This window comes from Rhodanobacter sp. IGA1.0 (genome assembly GCF_040208325.1).
GTDB classification, from domain to species: domain Bacteria; phylum Pseudomonadota; class Gammaproteobacteria; order Xanthomonadales; family Rhodanobacteraceae; genus Rhodanobacter; species Rhodanobacter spathiphylli.
Window position 1 is genome coordinate 336311 of sequence record NZ_CP157948.1, and the last position, 20056, is coordinate 356366.

Sequence of the window (20056 nt, forward strand, 5' to 3'; positions counted from 1 at the left end):
GGTGTGGACCGGTGCGCGGTGCATGCGTGCGGGCGTGGAAAGCGGCGACATGTGCTCGACCTTACGGGGATTGCTGCGCCGCGGTCAACAGATTCATCTGCAACCTTTTCGTGGCGGGAACCGGGCGGAATGGCGACGCCGCCGGCCTGCGGCAGGTTGTCGCGAGCCCGAAGCGGCCGCTTGCGCAGGCCTACAATTGGCGGATGAACCTGTCCCTTTCCCTGCGCACGAAGCTCCGCGCGGGCGTCGTGCTGCTCGCCTTCGGCGCCGGCGCCGCGGCGTCCGCCGCCACCCCGCAGAGCGCCGCGGCGCCGGTGCCCGACACCACCGAGCAACGCGTCGCCGCGTGCACCAGCTGCCATGGCGCACACGGTGCGGGCACGCCGGACAACGTGCTGATCCCGCGCTTGGCCGGCAAGCCGGCGGGTTATCTGTTGCAGCAGCTGGAATACTTCCAGACCGGCCAGCGCCAGCACGCGCCGATGGAATACGTGGTGCGCCAGCTCGGTCCGGCCTATCTGCGGCAGATCGCCGAATACTTCGCGCAGCAGGACGTGCCGTATCGCAAGCTGCCGGTGCCGCCGGTATCGAGCGAAACCCTGCGCCGCGGCGAACAGCTGGTGCTGCGCGGCGACTCCACCCGCGGCGTGCCGTCGTGCGTCAGCTGCCACGGCGCGAAACTGACCGGCGTGCAGCCGATGATGCCCGGGCTGATGGGCCTGTCCTACGACTACCTCAGCGCGCAGCTGGTGTCGTGGCGCACCCGCACCCGCGCGGCTGAAGGCCCGTATTGCATGGGCGTGGTGGCCAACCGCATGCGCGAATCCGACATCACCGCGGTAGCGGCATGGCTGGCCAGTCAGCAACCGCCGTCCGACCTGCACCCGGCACCGGCCAGTGCGCAGACCGAGCCGTTGCCCGGCTGGTGCGTGATGGGCCACAGCGGGGTGGCGCCATGAACCGGCTGCGACGTGGCTGGTGGTGGCTGGCCTTGCTGTTGCTGGTCGGCGTGCTGGCGTGGGTGTTCGCCGGTCGCGGCCAGCTGGCAACGTCGTCGCCGGCGCAGCGTGATGCCGATGCCGCCGCACTGCATGATCCGGCCATCATCGCGCGGGGCGAATACCTGGCCACCGCCGGCGATTGCGCGGCCTGCCACACCGCCCGCGACGGCCAGCGCTACGCCGGTGGTCGCGCGCTGGCCACGCCGTTCGGCGACGTGCCCGCGCCGAACATCACGCCCGATCCGGAAACCGGCATCGGCCAGTGGAACTTCGACGACTTCTGGCGCGCGCTGCACGACGGCAGGGGTCGCCATGGCCAGCTGCTGTATCCGGTGTTCTCCTATACCTCGTTCACCAGGGTCACCCGCGACGACGCGCTGGCGATCTTCGCCTACCTGAAATCGCTGCCGGCGGTGCAGCGCCCCAACAGCGAGCCTGGCCTCGACTTTCCGTACAACGTGCGCAAAAGCCTGCTGGCGTGGCGTGCGCTGTACTTCAAGCCGGGCGTGTTCCAGACCGAACCGGCGAAGTCACCCGAATGGAACCGCGGTGCCTACCTGGTGCAGGGCCTGGGCCATTGCAACGAATGCCACACCACGCGCGATTCGCTGGGCGGCATCGAGCAGGATCGCCACCTCACCGGCGGCCAGATCCCGGCGATGAACTGGTACGCGCCCGACCTCAGCACCCAGGCCGGCGGCGGCCTCGCGGGCTGGAGTGCGCCGGACATCGTCGACCTGCTGAAGACCGGCCAGTCGTCGAAAGGAGCCGCCTTCGGACCGATGGCCGACGTGGTGCGCCTGAGCACCCAGCACATGACCGACGCCGACCTGCAGTCGATAGCCGTCTATCTGCAATCGCTGCCGCCACGCGCACCGGCCGTGGCCGCCGCGCCGTTCAAGCGCGCGGCCAGCCACGAGCAGGGCGGCAAGCTGTACGCCCAGCGCTGCGCCGACTGCCACGGCGACAACGGCCAGGGCGTGGCCGGCATCTATCCGCCACTGGACGGCAACACTTCGGTCACCGAACCCACCGGCATCAACGCCACCCGCAGCGTGCTGCTGGGCGGCTTCGCCCCGGTCACCGCGGGCAACCCCCAGCCCTATTCGATGCCGCCGTTCGCGCAGCAACTGAGCGACGAGGACGTCGCGGCGGTGGTCAGCTACATCCGCCAGTCGTGGTCGAACCAGGCGGGGGCAGTGCAAGCCGCGGACGTGAGCACGTATCGGCATACGCCGATCGATTGAGGCGCGCCTTTCCCCCTCCCCTGCTTGCAGGGGAGGGCCGGGGTGGGGTCTGCTTTTGATCTTGCTTCCTTGATTCTTCGTGCCTTGCCGTCATCAAGAGCAAAAGCTTTCGTCCTCCTTCGGAGGGCGAGTCACTTTCTCTTTGAGTGGCCAAAGAGAAAGTAACCCAAGAGAAAGGCCACCCCGCTTCCGCGCCTTGCGGACATCCTGTCCGCAAGGTCCGCGTGCGGGTTACGGGGTTTGTCGACAGTCCATCCATGGACTGACGCCAAACTGGTCGGCATCCATGCCGACCACCCTGCGGGCTGATCCTCCACCCGCCCGCCGCTGCAGAGGGGCCCCGGGTAGAGCAGCGGGCCATCGTGGCCCGCACTCGGTGCGCAACCGCTGCGCGGTTGCGAGAGCTGAAAAGCGAAGAGCGAAGAGCGAAGAGCGAAGAGCGAAGGCGGAAAGTCTGCCGTCGGCAGGGCTGTCGACGGGCACAAACGAGTGACGGTGCGCGTCGTTCGTCTGAGGCGTGCGGCAGCGCCTCGCCTGTCTCCCCCCCCTGCCTGCCTCTGAAGGGACTTCCGTCGGTCGCAGAAAGGGTTTGGGGTGGGGTCGCTCTTGCTCTTCGGAGCCCTGCGAATGGCTTGATTTCGGCCTCAGGGAGGCGTTCAAAAGCGAGCCCGCACCTCAGGCTCGTTGCACTACTTCGCCCGGCAAACGCCCGCCGAACCTTGGGAAGTGTCTGCTTGACGCGCAACAGGCCAGCGCTGAACATCCGTGGCATATGCCCCCAATGCGGGGCCCAGCAAGCGTCGGACGGGCGGGTCGATGAGCTTCGATTTGGGTGTGTGGTACCCGCATGATCGCCTCACGGAGAAAGAGGCCGGCTTGCTCTATGCACGCTTGTGCTAGGACGAGGCGTGATCGAGCCGCATGCCTCCGTCGACGCTTTCTACGCCGAACTGACTGCGAAGCATCCCGAAATCGACACGATCCCGGACGACCTCGTCGACGACCACGATCTTTGTCCCTGGAGCTGTGCGCTCGATCGCTCTCCCGGGCACGTCATCATGCCGTCTGTCTGGTCAAAAGCAGAATACGTATCCGTTTTCGTTCACTCGCTCGCACGGAAGCATGGGCTGGCCGTATATGACCCGCAGGCCGAGCGCATTACGTATCCGGATAGCAACACTTCACCAACAGAAACAAGGCGGCCCTGGTGGCGGTTCTGGTGAGTCGTCCAGCATCTTGTTCAGGGCGAACGACTTCGCCGACGCTCAACTTCAGCGTCAGGCTTCCAATTCTGCGCGAACCACTTCAACGAATGTCATGGACCCTCTGCTGCTGGAAATGTATCCGCAACCGCCTCATCGAGTACGTTGAGTGGGTGGTGGAATATCAAGTCTAGAATGAGCCACGACTGGGTGTGGGCGACCACGCGGGTTCCGCTATAACTTTGTCAGAATAATGGGAAAGCGCATGCGCTCCAATATCTTTACCCGTCATCCAGCTCTCCATGTCGCGCACACCGTTTTCATCGCTTTAGCAGTTGTCAATTTCCTGGTGTTTGCCGCAGTGGCGTATCGCCTTGGCGGCGATGCGTTGAGCGGCAAAGTAGAGGCGGGTGAATACTTCCTGGGCGCCAAAGGTGGCTACACCGAGGTTTCCAGGGAAGTGTTCGAATACAGCAAGATGCACGAACTATCTGTAGTGGTGACATTGCCGTTGGCAATCCTTACAGGTCTTTTGTTCGGCGTGCCCAGGAAATCGGGCGACGCGTAACCAACCGTTCAAGCGGATGCGCGAAAACCCGCGTGCCGCCTCATTCCAGCGTAAGGCACATGCATACACGACTTCTAAAGAAAATGCGTCGGCGGCGCCGCGTCTTCCGTCTCGGGGTCATGGTGGGGATGTTTGGCGCCGGGATGATGTTGGTGTACTTCGTCTTGGGGATGACATCCGTTCACGGTGGCCGCCACGCACGGTTGCTTTGCCTCGGCTTTGCTCCGGCTCTTCTGAAGAGTGCGGGCCACGATGGCCCGCTGCTCTACCGGGGCCCCTCTGCAGCGGCGGGCGGGTGGAGGATCAGCCCGCAGGGTGCCTGACATGGATGTCAGGCAGTTTGGCGTCAGGGCAGGATGCCCTGTCGACAAACCCCGGAGCCCGACCGCAAGGCGCGGAAGCGGGGTGGCCTCTCTTTGGGCCACGTTTCTCTGGCCACTCAGAGAAAGGTGGCTCGGCTGCCGCAGGCAGACGAAAGCTTTTCGCTCTAATCGAACAATGAAAGGCAGAGCGGCGGGCAGTGCCCGCCCTACACGCTGCATCGCTTAATGCGAGAGGTCGATCGCGTAAATCGCCGTCCCATCCCCGTTGTCCTTCACCAATCGAATGTTCGTCAACCCGGCAGCCTTCGCCACACCGAGCTTGTTCTCCGCGCCGGTGAACACCACAGGCCCGCGCACTTTCAAAGGCGCGAAGTTCCATGAGGTGGGCTCGAGGTCGGCAACGCCGATCTGCTTCCTGTGCTCGATCCACTTCGCCAGGATCTCGCGGGTGCCGTCGGGTGCGGCAAGCACGATGTTGCTGCCGTCGAGGCCGGGGAAGTGGCCGCCGCCGCTGGCGCGGTAGTTGTTGGTGACGATGATGAACGGGTCGCTCGGCGCCACCGGCTTGCCCTGGTAGCTCAGCGTGGTGATGCGCTGGCCGACCGGTTTCGACACGTCGATGACGTAGTGGATGCCGCCCTGGATCTGGTCGAAGTTGTAACCGACGAAGCGGCTGTTGATCAGCGGCTGCTCGCCTGCCTTGGCCGGGTCGATGCGGTTGAAGCGGCCGGCGGATTTTTCCAGCCAGGCCTTGAGGCCGGCGCCGTCGGTCTTCACCGCGGCCAGGGTGTTCGGATAGAAGTACAGGTCGGCGGCGCTGCGCAGGGTGAGCGGGCCGGCGGCGACGTCGGTGTAGTCGTCGGGGCCGCCGAAGCCGGTGCGGAAGGCGGCGGCGGCGGACAGCACCGGCACGTCGGCCAGCTCGGGGTGCGAGCGGGGAAGTTCAGTGCGCACGTAGTCGGCCTGGGCGGCGTTGACCGGCGCCAGTGCGCTCATGTTGCCCTCGTCGGCGAAGTAGCTGCTCATTTGCACGCTGCTGTTGCCGATCGGCGTGTTGACGTAGGTGATGGCTGCTTCATGGGCCTGTTGCACCAGCGGCGCGATGGCCGGATCGGCCGGCACGCACTCGACAGCTTGCGAGCCCGACTTGTTCGGGCTGCCTGACTTGCTGCAGACCGGGCGCACTTCGCTGTGGCTCTCGTCGCGGTCGACCACCCAGCGGCCACCCTGGCGATCCAGCACCAGCCGGATCACGCCGAGGTCCTTGCCGAAGAAGCCGCCCATCACCGCAGGAACGCCGCGGACCAGGCCGCGCTTCGCATCGACGTCCTTCATCCCGGCGTAGTGCGGGCCGGGGAATTCGGTGTGCGAGTGGCCGAGCAGCAGGGCGTCGATGCCGGGCACGCCGGCCAGGTACCAGCCCGCGTTTTCCATCTGCGGCGTGTACGGGGCGGTGTTGAGGCCGCCGTGCAGGATCGCCACGATCAGGTCGGGGTGCTGCGCCTTGAGCTCGGGCAGGTATTTCTGCGCCGCCTCGACGACGCCACTGACGGTGACCTTGCCGGCCAGGTTCTGCTTGTCCCAGTCCATGATCGGCGGCGGGGTGAAGCCGATGATGCCCACCTTCAGCGGCACCTCGATGCGGCTGCCGTCCGGGGTGTAGGCGCTGATGGTTTTCGTCACCACGGTCCACGGCTTGAAGATCGGCTTGCCGTCGCGCGCGCCGTAGACGTTGGCCAGCACCAGCGGGAAGTGCGGGCCGGCGCAGCGGTTGTCGTGGCCGCCGTCCACGTTCATCGGCGTGCCGGTGACCTGCGACAGGAAGCCGAGGCCGTAGTTGAACTCGTGGTTGCCGGCGGTGCCGCCGTCGTAGCCCATCGCGTCCATCGCCTGGTAGACGGCCAGTTCCTGCGCGCAGCCGACCGGCTTCACCAGCGCCTGGTAGTCGGCCAGCACGCTGCCCTGGATGGTGTCGCCGCTGTCGAACAGGAAGGTGTTGGGAAATTCGGCACGGGCGCGGCGGATCAACGTGGCGGTGCGCTCGTAGCCCAGCGATGGGTCCGGCTTCAGCTTGTAGTAGTCGTAGCTGAGCACGTTCGAATGGATGTCGGTGGTTTCCAGGATGGCCACGTTGGCGCGCGCGCCGTCGGCCAGCCGGTTGCCGTGCCACGGCAGGCCGGCGCAGCCGGCGAGCAGGGCGCCGGCGAGGGCGAGCAGGGGAGTGGTGGTGCGCAACAGGCGTGACGACATGGGGATTCCGGGGCGGGGAGCTTGGGTCAGGCCGCAGAAACTAGCAGATCGGCATGGCCGGATGCGTGCCGGGGCCGATGAATGGCTCCGTGCCGGCGCGAGTCCGCCGCCGCGCAGCACGGCGGCCAAGACCGTAAGATGACGGCTCGGTGACAAGGGCGTGAGTGGCAGGGTTTGCAGTCCGGACGATTTCCGCTGCCCACGCCCATAGCGTCCTACAGGGGGACTGACCAGGCATGCGTCGATTATTTTTGCGCCCATCGCGAGCCGGTGTGGTGGTGTTGTGCGCGCTGGCGTTTCTGGGCGGCTGCATCGCGCTGACGGCGTGGCAGGAACCGCTGCCGCTGCAGCGCGCCTTCATCATGGCGCTGATGCTGTGCAGTTGCGGCGTGCTGCTGCTGGCGTTCGGGCGTTTTGCCAGCGGACTGGTGGTGGGCGGCGGGCTGTTCCTGCTGCTGAAGTCGGTGGCAGTGCTGAAGCTGCGTTATCTCGATTCGCAGCTGATGCCGTCGGACTTCATCTACTACGTGCGCACCAGCCTGATCGACACCTTGCGCCACTACCCGCACCTGTACACCGTCGGCCTCGCGCTGTGCCTGCTGCTGCCGCCGCTGCTGTACCTGGTGTGGCGCTGGGACTGGCGCCTGCTGGCCGGCTTGCGAGCGTCGCGGGCGCTGCCGATCCGGCTGGGCGGGATCGCGGCCTGCGCGCTGGGTTTCTGGCTGTGCATGCTGCCGGCCGGGCCGTTCGCCCGGGCCCATGCGCGCAATGCGTGGCAGAAGATGTCCGACGACGCGCAGCTGACCAATTTCTTCGTGAACCTGCGCGATGCCGACGTGCAGTTGCCGCCGATGGCCAGCGACGAGGTGGCCGAGCGCGACTGGGGCGCCACCGCGTCGGGCGCACCGGCCAGCCGGCCGCCGCCGTATCCGGACATCGTGCAGGTGCTGGAGGAAAGCACCTTCGATCCGTCGAACTACACCGACTGCAACGTGCCGGCGTGCCGGGTGGCGATGTTCCGGCCCGATGCCCGCACGCGGGGGCACGGCGTGCTGCGCGTGCATACCTTCGGCGGCGGCACCTGGGTCAGCGAGTTCGCCGCGCTGACCGGCATGCCGCAGGACATCTTCGGCTCCGGCGGCATGTATGCGCCCTACGTGCTGGCCCCCAACGTGCACGATGCGCTGGCGCTGCAACTGCGCCGGCTGGGTTACCTCACCATCGGCGTGTATCCCACCGGCGCCAGCTTCATCAACGGCGACAACGCGTACCGCGCCTATGGTTTCGACCATCTGTACGGCGCCGACGAACTGGGCCTGGAGGAATGGGAGGAAAGCGACGCGCAGATGTTCGCCGCGGCCAAACGCTTGTACGACAAGCTCAGGAAGCCGGGGCAGCCGGTGTTCATCATGATCCTGACCTTGAACCAGCACGGCCCGCACGACCACCAGCCGATGAACAAGCTGCCGGCGCCCTACCGCAACCTGCTGCGCGGGCTTGCGCCGGGCATGGCGCTGAACTTCGACACCTACCTGTCGCGGCTGCACGATTCGGACGTGGCGATGCGCGGGCTCGAACGCGCCTTCCTCGACCGCCCGCAGCCGACCGTGCTGGTGCACTTCGGCGACCACCAGCCCTCGTTCAATGGCGGCATCCGCGACCTGCAGCGGAACACGCCGCCCGCGCTGGCGCCGTATCACGACTACCTGACCTACTACATGGTGAAGAGCAATTTCGCCGGCCCGCCGCTGCCGGCGTATCCGATGCTCGACATCGCCTTCCTGCCCGGCATGGTGTTGCAGGCGGCCGGCGTGCCCACCGATGCGTATTTCACCGCGTCGCGCGAATTGCGCACGCGCTGCAGCGGGCTGTACGACGACTGCGCGATTCCCGGGGTGCTGGCTTCGTACCACGCCTGGACGATCAACCGGCTGCATGTCTACCAGTGACATCCCGGGGCAGTTTGCGCCGCCCTCCCGTCGCGGCGCCGATCCACGCCGGCGCCATGTGACGCAGCGAGGCGGCGTCGCGGCGGAAAGCTGAATGGCAAGTGTCTTGCTTCGTTTCCGGCATGAAAGACCGTCTGCCACCATCCCCGAACCCCACGCCCGATGACCCGCCCGTCGACCCCACGCTGGAACAGCAGATGGCCGAGTGCGGGCTGTCCGGCGACGAGCGCCGTTTCCTGCGTCATCTGCATGTGGCGGAGAAACAATTGAATGAGGCCTTCAGCCAGGCGCGCCAGGGCGGCACGCTGGAGGCGCGGGTCAGCGAGGTCTATCGCGAGATGTACGGCAGCCCGCGCCGACGCGCGACCGCGCCGCGCTGAGCGAGGCCGACCCGGCGTTCAAGCCTGGCCGACAGGTGGCGGCATCCGGCTATGATCGACGGCAGTCGTCCACGGGGCCACGCATGTCCGTTCTTGCCTTCGATACCGCCGCGCCACGCTACCCGCGGGGACTGGCCGCGGCCATCCTGCTGGCGGCGTTTGCCGCCATCGCCGGCGCGCTGCTCGCGGCCAGCCATCCGTCGCCGGCATGGCAGTGGCTGCACTGGCTGGGCAAGCCGCTGGCCACCGTGCTGATCTTCGTGCTGGCCTGGCAGTCGCGGCCGGCCCAATCGCCGCGCTACCGGCGGCTGGTGCTTGCCGGCATCGCCTGCTCGCTGCTGGGCGACGTCCTGCTGATGCTGCCGGGCGACCTGTTCGTGCCGGGGCTGCTGGCCTTCCTGTGCGGCCATCTGTGTTTCATCGCCGCGTTCACCGGCGACTGCCGCTTCGCGGCGCGGCCGTGGCTGCTGCTGGCCACGCTGGGTTTCGGCGCGGTGAACATGGTCCTGTTGTGGGGCGCGATCGGGCCGGCGCTGCGCATTCCGGTGATCGTCTACGTGGTGGTGCTGGCCAGCATGGGCGGCCAGGCGCTGGTGCGCGCACGGGTGCTGGCCCAACGCGGCGACCCGCAGGCGCCGGCGGCACGTCTGGCGGCGCTCGGCGGCCTGACCTTCATGCTCAGCGATTGCCTGCTGGCGTGGAACCGCTTCGATGGTCCGCTGCCGTGGTCCAGCCTGTGGGTGCTGGCGGCGTACTATCTGGCGTTGTGGTGGATCGCGCGCTCGGTGCAGCGCGTCGAGCCTTCGATCGAGAAAGAGGCGGCGAAGTGAATACGCAGGAACTCATCATCACCTGGGCCACACCGGTCTTCTTCCTGCTGATCGGCATCGAATTGCTGGTGGCGAAACTGCGCGGACGGCAGGCATACGCGGCCAACGATGCGATCAACAGCATCGGGCTGGGCGTGATCTCGCAGCTGGTCGGCGTGTTCACCAAGCTGGTGACGATCGGCATCTATGCCTGGTGCGTCGAGCACCTGGCGCTGTTCGCGCTGCCGGAGAACAGCCTGTGGGTGTGGGCCGGCGCGCTGCTGTTCTACGACTTCTGCTACTACTGGCTGCACCGCATGGGCCACGAGGTGAACATCCTGTGGGCCGCCCACGTGGTGCATCACCAGAGCGAGCACTACAACCTGTCCACCGCGCTGCGCCAGACCGGCAGCGGCGCGCTGCTGGGCTGGGTGTTCTACCTGCCGATGGCGATCGTCGGCGTGCCGCTGAAGGTGTTCGTGGTGGTGGCGCTGATCGACCTGCTGTACCAGTTCTGGGTCCACACCGAACAGATCGGCCGGCTCGGCTGGTTCGACCGGGTGTTCTGTTCGCCGTCCAACCATCGCGCCCATCACGCGGTGAACGATCGCTACCTGGACCGCAACTACGGCGGCATCCTGATCGTGTGGGATCGCCTGTTCGGCACCTTTGTCGAGGAGGATGACAGCGACAAGCCGGTCTACGGCACGCGCTCGCCGCTGCGCAGCTGGAACCCGCTGTGGGCGAACGCCGAGGTGTACTGGAAGACCGCGCAGGACGCGTGGCATGCGAAGCGCTGGCGCGACAAGCTGCTGGTGTGGATCAAGCCGCCGGGCTGGCGTCCCGTCGACGTGGCGGCGCGCTTCCCGAAACCGGACTTCACCATGCCCACCGAGCGCTTCGATCCGCCCCTGTCGCGGCCGCTGAAGCTCTACGTGCTGGCGCAGTTCGCCTTGTTGCTGGGCATGGCCACGCAGTTCCTCGGCATGGCCGGCAGCGCCGGCTTTTCCGCCCTGCTGCTGTACGCGCTGTACCTGGTCGCCAGCCTGTGCGTGGTCGGTGCGTTGATGGAAGGCCGGCGCTGGGCGGTGTGGGCCGAAGGCCTTCGCATGCTGGCCACCGCCGCCGTGCCGCTGCTCGGCAGGCGCTGGTTCGGGATCAGCCATCTGGACGGCCATATCGCGCTGGCCATCGCCGTGGTGTTCGGACTCAGCGCGCTGGCGCTGCCCTGGCTGGGCGGACCGCACCCGTCGTCTTCGCTGCGTCACGACGCTGCGACGGGGTGACGTCTCTCAAGAGCACCCCTCAGCCCTCCGGGCAGCTCCCCTGCGGGCAGGGGAGCGACGGCGGGTCGGTCAGAACTTCACGCGCGCTTCCACGCCCCACATCCGCGGGGGCGTGACGTAGGCGTACGGCGTGCCCAGCACCGACTGCGAGATCGTGCCCAGCCCGCTGACGTACTGCTTGTCGAACAGGTTCTGCACGTAGGCGCCGAGGCCCCAGCGGCCGTTCGCCGCGTTCCAGTCGAGGCGCAGGTCGGTGCGTTGCTGCGGCTCGCCCAAGTCGAAGTTGGTCGGCAAGGCGCACTTGCCCTGGTAGACCGAGGCATCGTTGCAGCGCATGCGCCCGCGATAGCCGTAGTTGGCGTGGAAGCTCAGCTCGCCCCGGGCCACGCCGTGCCAGGTGTAGTCGCCGCTGAAGCTGTAGGAGAACTTCGGCTCGTCCACCGGCTGGCCGGAGACATCCAGGTAGAGCGCGTCGCCGTTGGCGTCGACGCCGGCCGGCACGCGTGCGGTGGAGTATTTCGAGTCGATGTAGCTGCCGTTGAAGCCCAGCCGCAGATCGTCCAGCGGCACCCATTGCACCTGCAGGTCCACGCCGGTGGCGTCCTGGCTGGTGTTGCTGACCTGGTAGGTCGGCACGCCGAGGCCGTCGGTGGACGGCACCACCACCAGGGTCTGCTTGTCGGTGTAGCGGTAGTGGTAGATCGAGGCATTCAGCAGCAGGTGCTGGTCGGGGAAGGTGCTCTTGATGCCGAGCTCGGCGTTCCACACTTTCTCCGGCTGGAACTGCGAACCGGGCTCGGTGCCGTTGTAGCCGCCAGCCTTGTAGCCCCGGGCCAGCGACAGGTAAGCCATCGTGTCCGGGGTGAACTTGTAGTCGGCGACCAGGCGCGGGCTCAGGTCGTTCCAGCGGTTGTCCTTGCTGACCAGCTGGCCGACCGCGTTGGGGAAGATCTGGTTCTGGGTGAGGATGGCGCGCAGGGCGTCGGCACTCAGCGCACCGCCGGTGAGCAGCGGCGCCAGCGCCAGGATGCCGGCGGCGTCGAGCTGGTCGACCGTCGCGTCGAGCTGGGGCGCGTAGCGCACCGGCGTGTACCAGTCGAAATACTTGCGGTCGTGGGTGTAGCGCAGGCCGGTGGTGATGTTGAGCTTGTCGGTGACATGCCAGATCGCATCGCCATACACCGCGTACGAATTGAAGTGGCCGTGGTTGCTGATCGTCTCGGTCCATGGGTCGCCGAGCAGGCGGTAGGGCAGGCCGAACGCCTGCAGCAGCGAGTCGAAGTAGTGGAACAGCGTGCCGTCCGGCGTGAAGTTGGCGCCGAGGCCGCTGTTGATCGCCAGCGTGTCGTAGGTGTCGGTGTTCACCGTGGCCAGGCTGGTCTGTTTGGCGCGTTCCATGTAATAGCTGGCGCCGGCGACCCAGTCGACCCGCTCGTTGCTGCCGTTGAGCTTGAACTCCTGGTACAGCGTGCGCCCCTCGCTGATCACGCCGGTGTCGAGATGGGTGGTGACGTGGTTGGTGCCGTCGCCGTCCTCGACGTGCGAGATGTTGTAGGCCGCGTAGTTGGTGGTCGAGCTGAAACCGCCCCAGTCGAAGCCGTGGTCGAAGGCCAGGGTCCAGCCGTTGTACTGGCGTCGTTCGCGGCCGCTGTCGCTGTCGTTGAAGAACGGCGCGTGGCGCGGGTCGTACCAGGTCGACGGATCGGCCGGGAACGGCGCGCGCTGGTACAGGTCGGTGGAGGACAGCGGGATCAGGCCCACGTCCATGCGCGATGGCTGCTTCAGGCGATCATGGTCCCACGACAGGTGCACGGTGCTGTCGGGCGTGACCTGCCAGCGCGCCACCATCCGCGCGCCCCATTCGTCGTCCTTGCCGTAGTGCTGGCCGGTGACGGCATCCCTGAGATAGCCGTTGCTCTGGTTGTCCAGGAAGCTCATGCGCACGGCCAGGTCCTGGTTCACCGGCACGTTGAGCAGGGCGTCGCCGTAGCGCCTGCCGTACTCGCCGTAGCGCACGCGGGCCTTGCCCTCGAGCTTGTCGGTCGGCTCGTTGGTGACGATCGAGATCGCGCCAGCGGCGGTGTTGCGGCCGAACAGGGTGCCTTGCGGGCCTTTCAGCACCTCGACCCGGGCCACGTCGTTGAGCGCCATCAGCGCGCCGCCGGAGCGCGTCTGGTAGACGCCGTTGACGTAGACGCCGACGGCCGAGTCGGTGCCGATGCCGAAGTCGTTGGTCTCGATGCCGCGCATGCGGTAGGTCGGCTGGGTCGGGTCGCTGCCGTCGATCACCACGCCGGGCACGAACAGGTTGGTCTGGCTGAGATCGGTGGCGGCGATGATGTCGAGCTGCTTCGCGGTGACGATGTCCATCGCGATCGGCACGTCCTGCACTTCCTGTGTACGGCTCTGCGCGGTCACCGTGATCTTGCCCAGCTCGGTGGCATTCGTGGTGGCCGCTGCCGGCGGCGGGCTGGTGTCCTGCGCCGAAGCGTTGGCCGACACGCCGAACGAGCCGGCAAGCAGGGCGCAGGCGATGCCGGCAGCCAGACGATGGGTGCGGATGAACATGGATGTATTCCCCGGGTCGTGGTCGCCTCTATCGCCGCCCGCCCGCGGGCCGGTCGTGGATGCGTGGACGCATGTTCGCCCGCGTCGCGCGCAGGTGTACAGGTGCAGCGCAGCATGCCGCGCACGGGCCAACACGATGGGCGGTATTCGCTATGATCGCCGCTGGTTTCCGGCGGTCATGCGATCAGGGGTGTGCAATGGGTTTCCTCGGCAAGCTGGTGCGGCACAAGACGATCGAACAGTTGCAGGCCGAAGCCGGCACCCGCAGCGACTTCCGTCGGGTGCTGGGCCTGTGGCAACTCACCGCGATCGGCATCGGCGGCATCATCGGCGTGGGCATCTTCGTGCTGGCCGGCCAGCAGGCGGCGATGAACGCGGGCCCCGCGGTGGCCATCAGCTTCCTGATCGCCGGTTTCGGCAGCGCCTGCGCGGCGTTGTGCTACGCCGAGTTCGCCGGGCTGATCCCGGTCACCGGCAGCGCCTATACCTACGGCTACGCGGTGCTCGGCGAGTTCGCCGCGTGGATCATCGGCTGGGACCTGCTGCTGGAATACGCGCTGGTGGTCGCGGTGGTGGCGATCGGCTGGTCCGGCTACGTGCAGGTGCTGCTGAACTCCGCCGGCGTGCACCTGCCGGAGTGGGCGCAGCAGAGCATGAGCGCGCAGACCATGCAGTATTACCTGCAGCAACTGTTCGGCCTGCACGGCTCCGCGGCGATCGCCGGGCCCAGCGACGGCCACCGCTTCAACGTGATCGCGGCGGCGGTGTCGATCGGCGTGGCGATCCTGCTCACCGTGCGCACCGAGTGGGGCGCGCGCTTCAACACCCTGGTGGTGGCGATCAAGGTGATCGGCGTGCTGCTGGTGGTGCTGGTCGGCGTGTTCTACATCGACCCGGCGAACTGGCATCCGTTCGTGCCCGCCCGCGTGGTCGACGCCGCCAGCGGTGTCGGCCACTTCGGCTGGTCGGGCGTGCTGACCGGCGCCAGCGTGGTGTTCTTCGCGGTGTTCGGCTACGACACGCTGACCACCGCGGCGGAGGAGTCCAAGCACCCGCAGCGCGACCTGCCGCGCGCGGTGCTGCTGTCGCTGGCGATCGCGATGGTGCTGTACATCGCGGTCTCGCTGGTGCTTACCGGCATCACCCACTACAGCAACCTCGGCGGCGAGGCGTCGGTGTCCGACGCGTTCGAACAGATCGGCCTGCACTGGCTCAGCGTGGCCATCGCCGCGGCGGCGGTGATCGGCGTCACCAGCGTGCTGTTCGCCTTCATGCTGGGCGCGGCGCGGATCTGGTTCGCGCTGGCCCGCGACGGCTTGTTGCCGGCCTGGTTCGCCAAGGTCAGCCCGCGCTTCGGCACGCCGGCGCGGCCGACCCTGATCCTCGGCGTGTTCACCGCGCTGGTCGCCGGACTGCTGCCGATCGGCGAGGTGGCCGAGCTGGTCAACATCGGCACGCTCAGCGCCTTCATCATCATCTGCGCCTCGATCATGCTGCTGCGCGTGCGCCGGCCGGACCTGCAGCGCAACTTCCGCACGCCGGCGGTGTGGTTCACCGCGCCGCTGGGCATCGCGTTTTCGGCGGCGCTGATCTACGGCCTGCCGTGGATCACCTACGAGCGCTTCATCATCTGGATGGCGCTGGGCTGCGTGATCTACTTCGCCTACGGCATCCGCCGCAGCAAGATGGCCGGCTGATCTGGCAGGCCGGGCGGGCGCCGGCGCCGTTGCTCAGGGCCTGTGAAGAAAACCACTTCCTGTGGTTTTCTTCTATCGCGAGTCCGGCGCATGTCCGGACTCGCTCACATGAAACAGTCCCTTGCGTGACTGCTTCATGCTCGGCCGTCCTTGGCCGACCTGAGAGGTTGAAAAACTCACAACCTCTCAGTCGACCGTGCTGGCCACGCGGTCGCGGCCGGCGCGCTTGGCCTGGCGCATCGCCCGGTCGGCGCGGACCAGCAGGGTCTCGATCGCTTCGCCGTCCCGGCATTCGACCACGCCGATGCTGACGCTCATGCGCCCGTCGGGGCGCTGGATGGCGTGGATCGCCAGCCGCAACTGTTCGGCCCGTTGGGTCGCCTGGGCCAGGTCGAGGCCGGGCATCAGCATCGCGAACTCCTCGCCGCCGATGCGCCCGATCAGGTCGTCCGGACGCATCTGCCGACGCATCGTGCCGGCCATCGCGATCAGCGCGGCGTCGCCGGCGGCGTGGCCGAAGTCGTCGTTGAGCGGCTTGAAGTGGTCGGCGTCGAGGTAGAGCACGCAGGCGGGCAGCCCGCGGTGCCGGATGTCGGCCAGCGCCAGCCGCGACAGCTGCAGGAAGCGGTTGCGCAGCAGCAGCCCGGTCAGCCCATCGGTATTGGCCTGCTCGCGCAGGCGGCGCTCCAGCCGGAACTGCTCGAACAGCGTGCGCGCCATGAACGCGCGCAGCACCGCGGCCAGCACGATCGCCACCGCCATGTAGATCAGGTACTGCACCACCTGCACGTCGTCGCTGTTGCCCAGCAGCAGCATCGGCAGCGGGCCCAGCGCGCAGACGATCATGCCGGCGACGAAATCCCAGCGGCCGAGCCAGATCACCGACGAGACCACGGGCAGCAGCAGGCCCGGCAACACCATCGTCTGCCGATGCGGGTTGCCGAACGTATTGAGGTTGATGCTCACCTCCAGCAGCACCACGAACAGCAGGGTCAGCGCGCTGAGCAGGTGTGGCCGGCGCGCCTGCCGGGTGGACAGCGTCACCAGCGCCAGCGGCAGCAGCGGCAACGCGCGCAGCCAGCCTGACAGGAGCGGCCTTTGCAGCACGCTGCTGGCCAGCACGGCGACCAGGTAGACGATGGTCGCCACCAGCATCAGCGCATGGATCATCGGCCCCATCCGCTGCGCGAGGTACTTGCGGTAGTCGCGCTGCTGCAGGCTGTCGTCGTGGCGCGGAAGGTGGTCGAGCAGGTCGTGCATGAAGTTCCCGAGCGGTGAAGCCGAAGATGTCAGCGTGGATCGCAGCAAGATGGGTGCCAGATCCGGCGCAAGCACGGGGCGTGGCGTGGCGGCCGCGCTGGTCGTGACCTTCGGCAGGGGTGAAGGCGGTCGCGGCCGGTCTAGCATCGGGGTCTGGACTCCTGCCATGACAACTTCCCGTCGCAGGGATTCCCGGGCCCCGTCTGGCCCGAGCCGCGTCATGTCGTGACTACGGCAGGCGCGGCAGCGTTCGCCAGGCTCCCCTTTTCCATCCGGAGAACGCATTGAAAGTCACCCGCCTCGCTTCCGCCCTCGTCGCCGCCAGCCTGGGCCTGGCCAGTTTTACCGCATTGGCCGATGTCCCGGCGCCGCAGGATGTGCCGTACCACGGCACATTGAAGATCACCGTGGACGCCACCGACGTGGCGCACCGGATCTTCCGCGTGCACGAGACCGTGCCGGTCGCGGCCGCCGGCCCGCTCACCCTGCTGTACCCGCAGTGGCTTCCCGGCAACCATTCGCCGACCGGCCCGATCGACAAGATGGCCGGGCTGGTGGTCAAGGCCAATGGCCAGGTGCTGCCGTGGACGCGCGATCCGCTCAACGTGTACGCCTTCCATGTCGACGTGCCGCAGGGTGCGAGCAGCGTGGACGTGACGTTCCAGTACCTCTCGCCGCAGGATCGCAGCCAGGGCCGCGTGGTGATGACCCCGGAGATGCTCAACCTGCAGTGGAATACGGTGACGCTGTATCCGGCCGGCCACTACGCCCGCCAGATCCAGACCGAAGCCAGCGTGAAACTGCCCGTGGGCTGGCAGGCCGGCACGGCGCTGGACGTGGCCTCGAAGGACGGCGACACGATCCACTTCAAGCCGATCGACTACAACAACCTGGTCGATTCGCCGATCTACGCCGGCAAGTATTTCAAGCGCATCGATCTCGATCCGGGCGCGAAGGCGCCGGTGCACATGAACATCGTCGCCGACGCGGCGAAGTACCTGGAAACGAAGCCGGAGCAGATCAAGCCGTTCCGCGAACTCGTGCAGCAGATGTACAAGATGTACGGCGCGCACCACTACGACCACTACGATTTCCTGGTCTCGCTCAGCGACAAGATGAGCGGCAACGGCCTGGAGCATCACCGCTCCAGCGAGGACGGCACCTCGGCCGACTTCTTCACCGAGTGGAAGAAGAACGCGCTGGGTCGCGACCTGTTCTCGCACGAGTTCAACCATTCCTGGGACGGCAAGTACCGCCGCGGCGCCGACCTGACCACGCCGAACTTCAACGTGCCGATGAGCGACACCCTGCTGTGGGTGTACGAGGGCCAGACCCAGTTCTGGGGCCAGGTGATGGCGGCGCGTTCGGGCCTGTGGGACACCGACCAGACCCACGACATGCTGGCTTACGTCGCCGCCACCTACGACAAGGGGCGTCCGGGCCTGGCCAGTTTCCGCAACGTGCAGGACACCACCAACGACCCGGTCATCGCACAGCGCGCACCGCTGCCGTACCGCAACTACCAGGCCAGCGAGGACTACTACTCGGCCGGCCAGATGATCTGGCTCGACGTCGACGGCAAGCTGCGCGAGCTCAGCCGCGGCAAGAAGAGCATCGACGATTTCGGCAAGTCGTTCTTCGGCATGGAGAACGGCAAGTGGGACGTCAACACCTACACCTTCGAGGACGTGGTCAGGACGCTCAACGACATCGCGCCGTATGACTGGGCGAAGTACCTGCGCACGCGGCTCGACGGCCATGGTCCGCTGATCGGCGGCATCGAGTCGCACGGCTGGAAGCTGGTCTACACCGACAAGCCGTCCGACGCGGTGAAGGCGATCGAGGCGCGCCGGCATTCCGCCGACCTCACCTACTCGCTCGGCCTCTCCATCGGCAAGGCCGGCGCCATCGGCGACGTGCTGTGGGACGGCCCGGCATTCAAGGCCGGCATCTCGCCCGGCATGACCGTGATCGCGGTGAACGGCCACGACTACGACGCCGATGCGCTGAAGGAAGCCGTCACCGCCGCCGCGACGGACAGGAACCAGCCGGTCGAGCTACTGGTGAAGAACTTCGACGAGTACCAGACCATCCGCATCGACTACCACGATGGCCTGAAGTACCCGCACCTGGTCCGCGACACCAGCAAGCCGGACACCCTGAGCACCCTGCTCAAGGCCCGCTGAGGCCGTTCCGGCCTCATCGGGCATTGCGCTTCCCGCGTTCGCCTCCTCTCCCGCTGGTGGGAGAGGAGCGAGGTAAGGGAAGCGCATGCCCGCCCGCGGCAACTCGGCTATACTGCGCTCCCCGCGGGCCACTGCCCCGCGCGGCCACACATGCGCCTGTAGCTCAGCTGGATAGAGTACTGCCCTCCGAAGGCAGGGGTCGTGGGTTCGAATCCCGCCAGGCGCACCAACAGAGCCAACGACTTGGGCCACCTTTTCTGGTGGCCTTTTTCGTTGCATGGACGTTGGTATGGAACTCGAAACGAAAGCGTGGCCACAAGGGCCGCTCGAACTGCCTTGGGCCGGTCATTGACCACCATATGGCCGTGATGAAGACGGTGGAAATCGCCACGTGCCAGTGTTTTTCAGTTCAAGTCTGGGGACATGCCACAGCTTTGAGCTGCGACCTGGAGAGGGGATGGCAAGTGCCTATGAGGTCACATTCGTCCCTGTGGTCAGCGGATATTCTCGGGACGCTCCAGCATGGAGCCTTTGTCTTTGGAAAGGAAATCAGAATGCGTACTTCTGCTTATCTCGCCAGCCTCGCTGCTTTCGGCCTCGCTGCGGTTTTCCATGCGCAACCAGCCCGTGCAGCCATCGACTGTGCCCACTGTCAAGAGGTATATAGCCAATGCTTGTCGCAGGGTCATGACGAAGCGTATTGCGAGGCGCACGTTGCTCCGGCCTGCCTCAGGCAATGCGCGCTCGTTTCGGCAGGTGGTCAGAAAGATCCTTTCGCCCTCGATACCACGACGAAGGCATTTGCAATGAGCAAGGGCAAATCAGCTGCAAACCTTCTCGTCGCAGTTCAGTAAGTCATGTCAGCTGGAGTCCTTGGCAACAGGGGCTCCAGCTATCGTTCGACTGGTCGACTGACCTCACCCCCGAGAAACGGAGCCCTTGCCGCGTCGCTCGATCCGCGCAAGGAGGAGAGCGTGATCAAGAAGGTACGGGCACGCTACATGTTGCAAGCCGCAACTGCAGACGATGATGCGCGGACATGGCATTCGCACCCTGTGCAACAAGTGATCTCCAATGACACCACCGACAACAACCGTGGCGTGCCGATCGCGTCGAACCTATTCGTCGGTCCACGATGCCATGCTTGGCCGATGCGACTCCCTTCAATTGGTACCCCGCTAAAATGTGGGTCGCCGGTTCGTCCTGAATCTGGGGTTCGACTAGCGTGAGCCTGTCGAAGCTGTCATGTGGGATCTCGTCGCTGTAGTCGCCACTCATTGCAATCCGCGCTGGTGCTGGTGAAGATCGGGCGGATGGATCGTGGGTGATC

General features: G+C 66.6%; 14 protein-coding genes and 1 tRNA gene. 11 read left to right on the forward strand and 4 right to left on the reverse strand.

Annotation, left to right across the window (positions count from 1 at the left end):
- Positions 1-203 precede the first annotated feature (203 nt).
- From ABNK63_RS01460 to ABNK63_RS01475, 4 genes are all read left to right on the forward strand, one after another.
- Complete coding sequence (locus ABNK63_RS01460; RefSeq protein ID WP_350016483.1) at positions 204-959, forward strand: c-type cytochrome; 756 nt, start codon at positions 204-206, stop codon at positions 957-959.
- Positions 956-2248: a cytochrome c gene (locus ABNK63_RS01465; protein ID WP_350016484.1), complete on the forward strand. Its 1293-nt coding sequence runs from the start codon at positions 956-958 to the stop codon at positions 2246-2248. Before ABNK63_RS01460 ends, ABNK63_RS01465 begins: the two co-directional genes overlap by 4 nt.
- A gap of 908 nt (positions 2249-3156) precedes the next feature.
- A complete protein-coding gene (locus tag ABNK63_RS01470; protein ID WP_350016485.1) occupies positions 3157-3471 on the forward strand; it encodes a hypothetical protein in 315 nt (104 codons plus the stop codon).
- A gap of 244 nt (positions 3472-3715) precedes the next feature.
- Complete coding sequence (locus tag ABNK63_RS01475) at positions 3716-4018, forward strand: hypothetical protein (protein ID WP_350016486.1); 303 nt, start codon at positions 3716-3718, stop codon at positions 4016-4018.
- Between the two features lie 545 nt (positions 4019-4563).
- Here ABNK63_RS01475 and ABNK63_RS01480 read toward each other — a convergent pair.
- Positions 4564-6591: a bifunctional 2',3'-cyclic-nucleotide 2'-phosphodiesterase/3'-nucleotidase gene (locus ABNK63_RS01480; protein ID WP_350016487.1), complete on the reverse strand. Its 2028-nt coding sequence runs from the start codon at positions 6589-6591 to the stop codon at positions 4564-4566.
- A 251-nt stretch (positions 6592-6842) separates the two neighbouring features.
- Between ABNK63_RS01480 and ABNK63_RS01485 the strand changes: the two genes are divergently transcribed.
- The 4 genes from ABNK63_RS01485 to ABNK63_RS01500 all read left to right on the forward strand — a co-directional run bounded on the left by ABNK63_RS01485 (position 6843) and on the right by ABNK63_RS01500 (position 11015).
- Positions 6843-8540 carry a sulfatase-like hydrolase/transferase gene (locus tag ABNK63_RS01485; protein ID WP_350016488.1) on the forward strand — a complete coding sequence of 566 codons (1698 nt, stop codon included), beginning with the start codon at positions 6843-6845 and terminating at the stop codon, positions 8538-8540.
- Positions 8541-8662: 122 nt separating this feature from the next.
- Positions 8663-8920, forward strand: coding sequence for a hypothetical protein (locus ABNK63_RS01490; RefSeq protein ID WP_238530868.1), 258 nt, complete (start codon positions 8663-8665; stop codon positions 8918-8920).
- Positions 8921-9003: 83 nt separating this feature from the next.
- The gene (locus ABNK63_RS01495) at positions 9004-9750 is read left to right on the forward strand and encodes a lysoplasmalogenase (protein ID WP_350016489.1); all 747 of its coding nucleotides are present in this window, start codon (positions 9004-9006) and stop codon (positions 9748-9750) included.
- Positions 9747-11015: a sterol desaturase family protein gene (locus ABNK63_RS01500; RefSeq protein ID WP_350016490.1), complete on the forward strand. Its 1269-nt coding sequence runs from the start codon at positions 9747-9749 to the stop codon at positions 11013-11015. The genes ABNK63_RS01495 and ABNK63_RS01500 overlap by 4 nt, the downstream gene beginning before the upstream one ends.
- 69 nt (positions 11016-11084) lie before the next feature.
- Here ABNK63_RS01500 and ABNK63_RS01505 read toward each other — a convergent pair whose 3' ends face one another.
- On the reverse strand, positions 11085-13583 hold the full coding sequence (locus ABNK63_RS01505; protein WP_350016491.1) for a TonB-dependent receptor: 2499 nt from the start codon (positions 13581-13583) through the stop codon (positions 11085-11087).
- Between the two features lie 197 nt (positions 13584-13780).
- Between ABNK63_RS01505 and ABNK63_RS01510 the strand changes: the two genes are divergently transcribed.
- Positions 13781-15280, forward strand: coding sequence for an amino acid permease (locus tag ABNK63_RS01510; protein WP_350016492.1), 1500 nt, complete (start codon positions 13781-13783; stop codon positions 15278-15280).
- Positions 15281-15466: 186 nt separating this feature from the next.
- Here the strand turns inward: ABNK63_RS01510 and ABNK63_RS01515 are convergent, their stop codons facing one another.
- A complete protein-coding gene (locus ABNK63_RS01515) occupies positions 15467-16540 on the reverse strand; it encodes a GGDEF domain-containing protein (RefSeq protein WP_350016493.1) in 1074 nt (357 codons plus the stop codon).
- Positions 16541-16824: 284 nt separating this feature from the next.
- Here ABNK63_RS01515 and ABNK63_RS01520 point away from each other — a divergent pair, with 284 nt between their 5' ends.
- Positions 16825-18726, forward strand: a complete 1902-nt coding sequence (locus ABNK63_RS01520) for a M61 family peptidase (RefSeq protein WP_350016494.1) — start codon at positions 16825-16827, stop codon at positions 18724-18726.
- A 152-nt stretch (positions 18727-18878) separates the two neighbouring features.
- Positions 18879-18955: transfer RNA gene (locus ABNK63_RS01525), tRNA-Arg, on the forward strand.
- A gap of 265 nt (positions 18956-19220) precedes the next feature.
- Here ABNK63_RS01525 and ABNK63_RS01530 read toward each other — a convergent pair.
- Positions 19221-19415: a hypothetical protein gene (locus ABNK63_RS01530; RefSeq protein WP_162098627.1), complete on the reverse strand. Its 195-nt coding sequence runs from the start codon at positions 19413-19415 to the stop codon at positions 19221-19223.
- Positions 19416-20056: the final 641 nt, after the last annotated feature.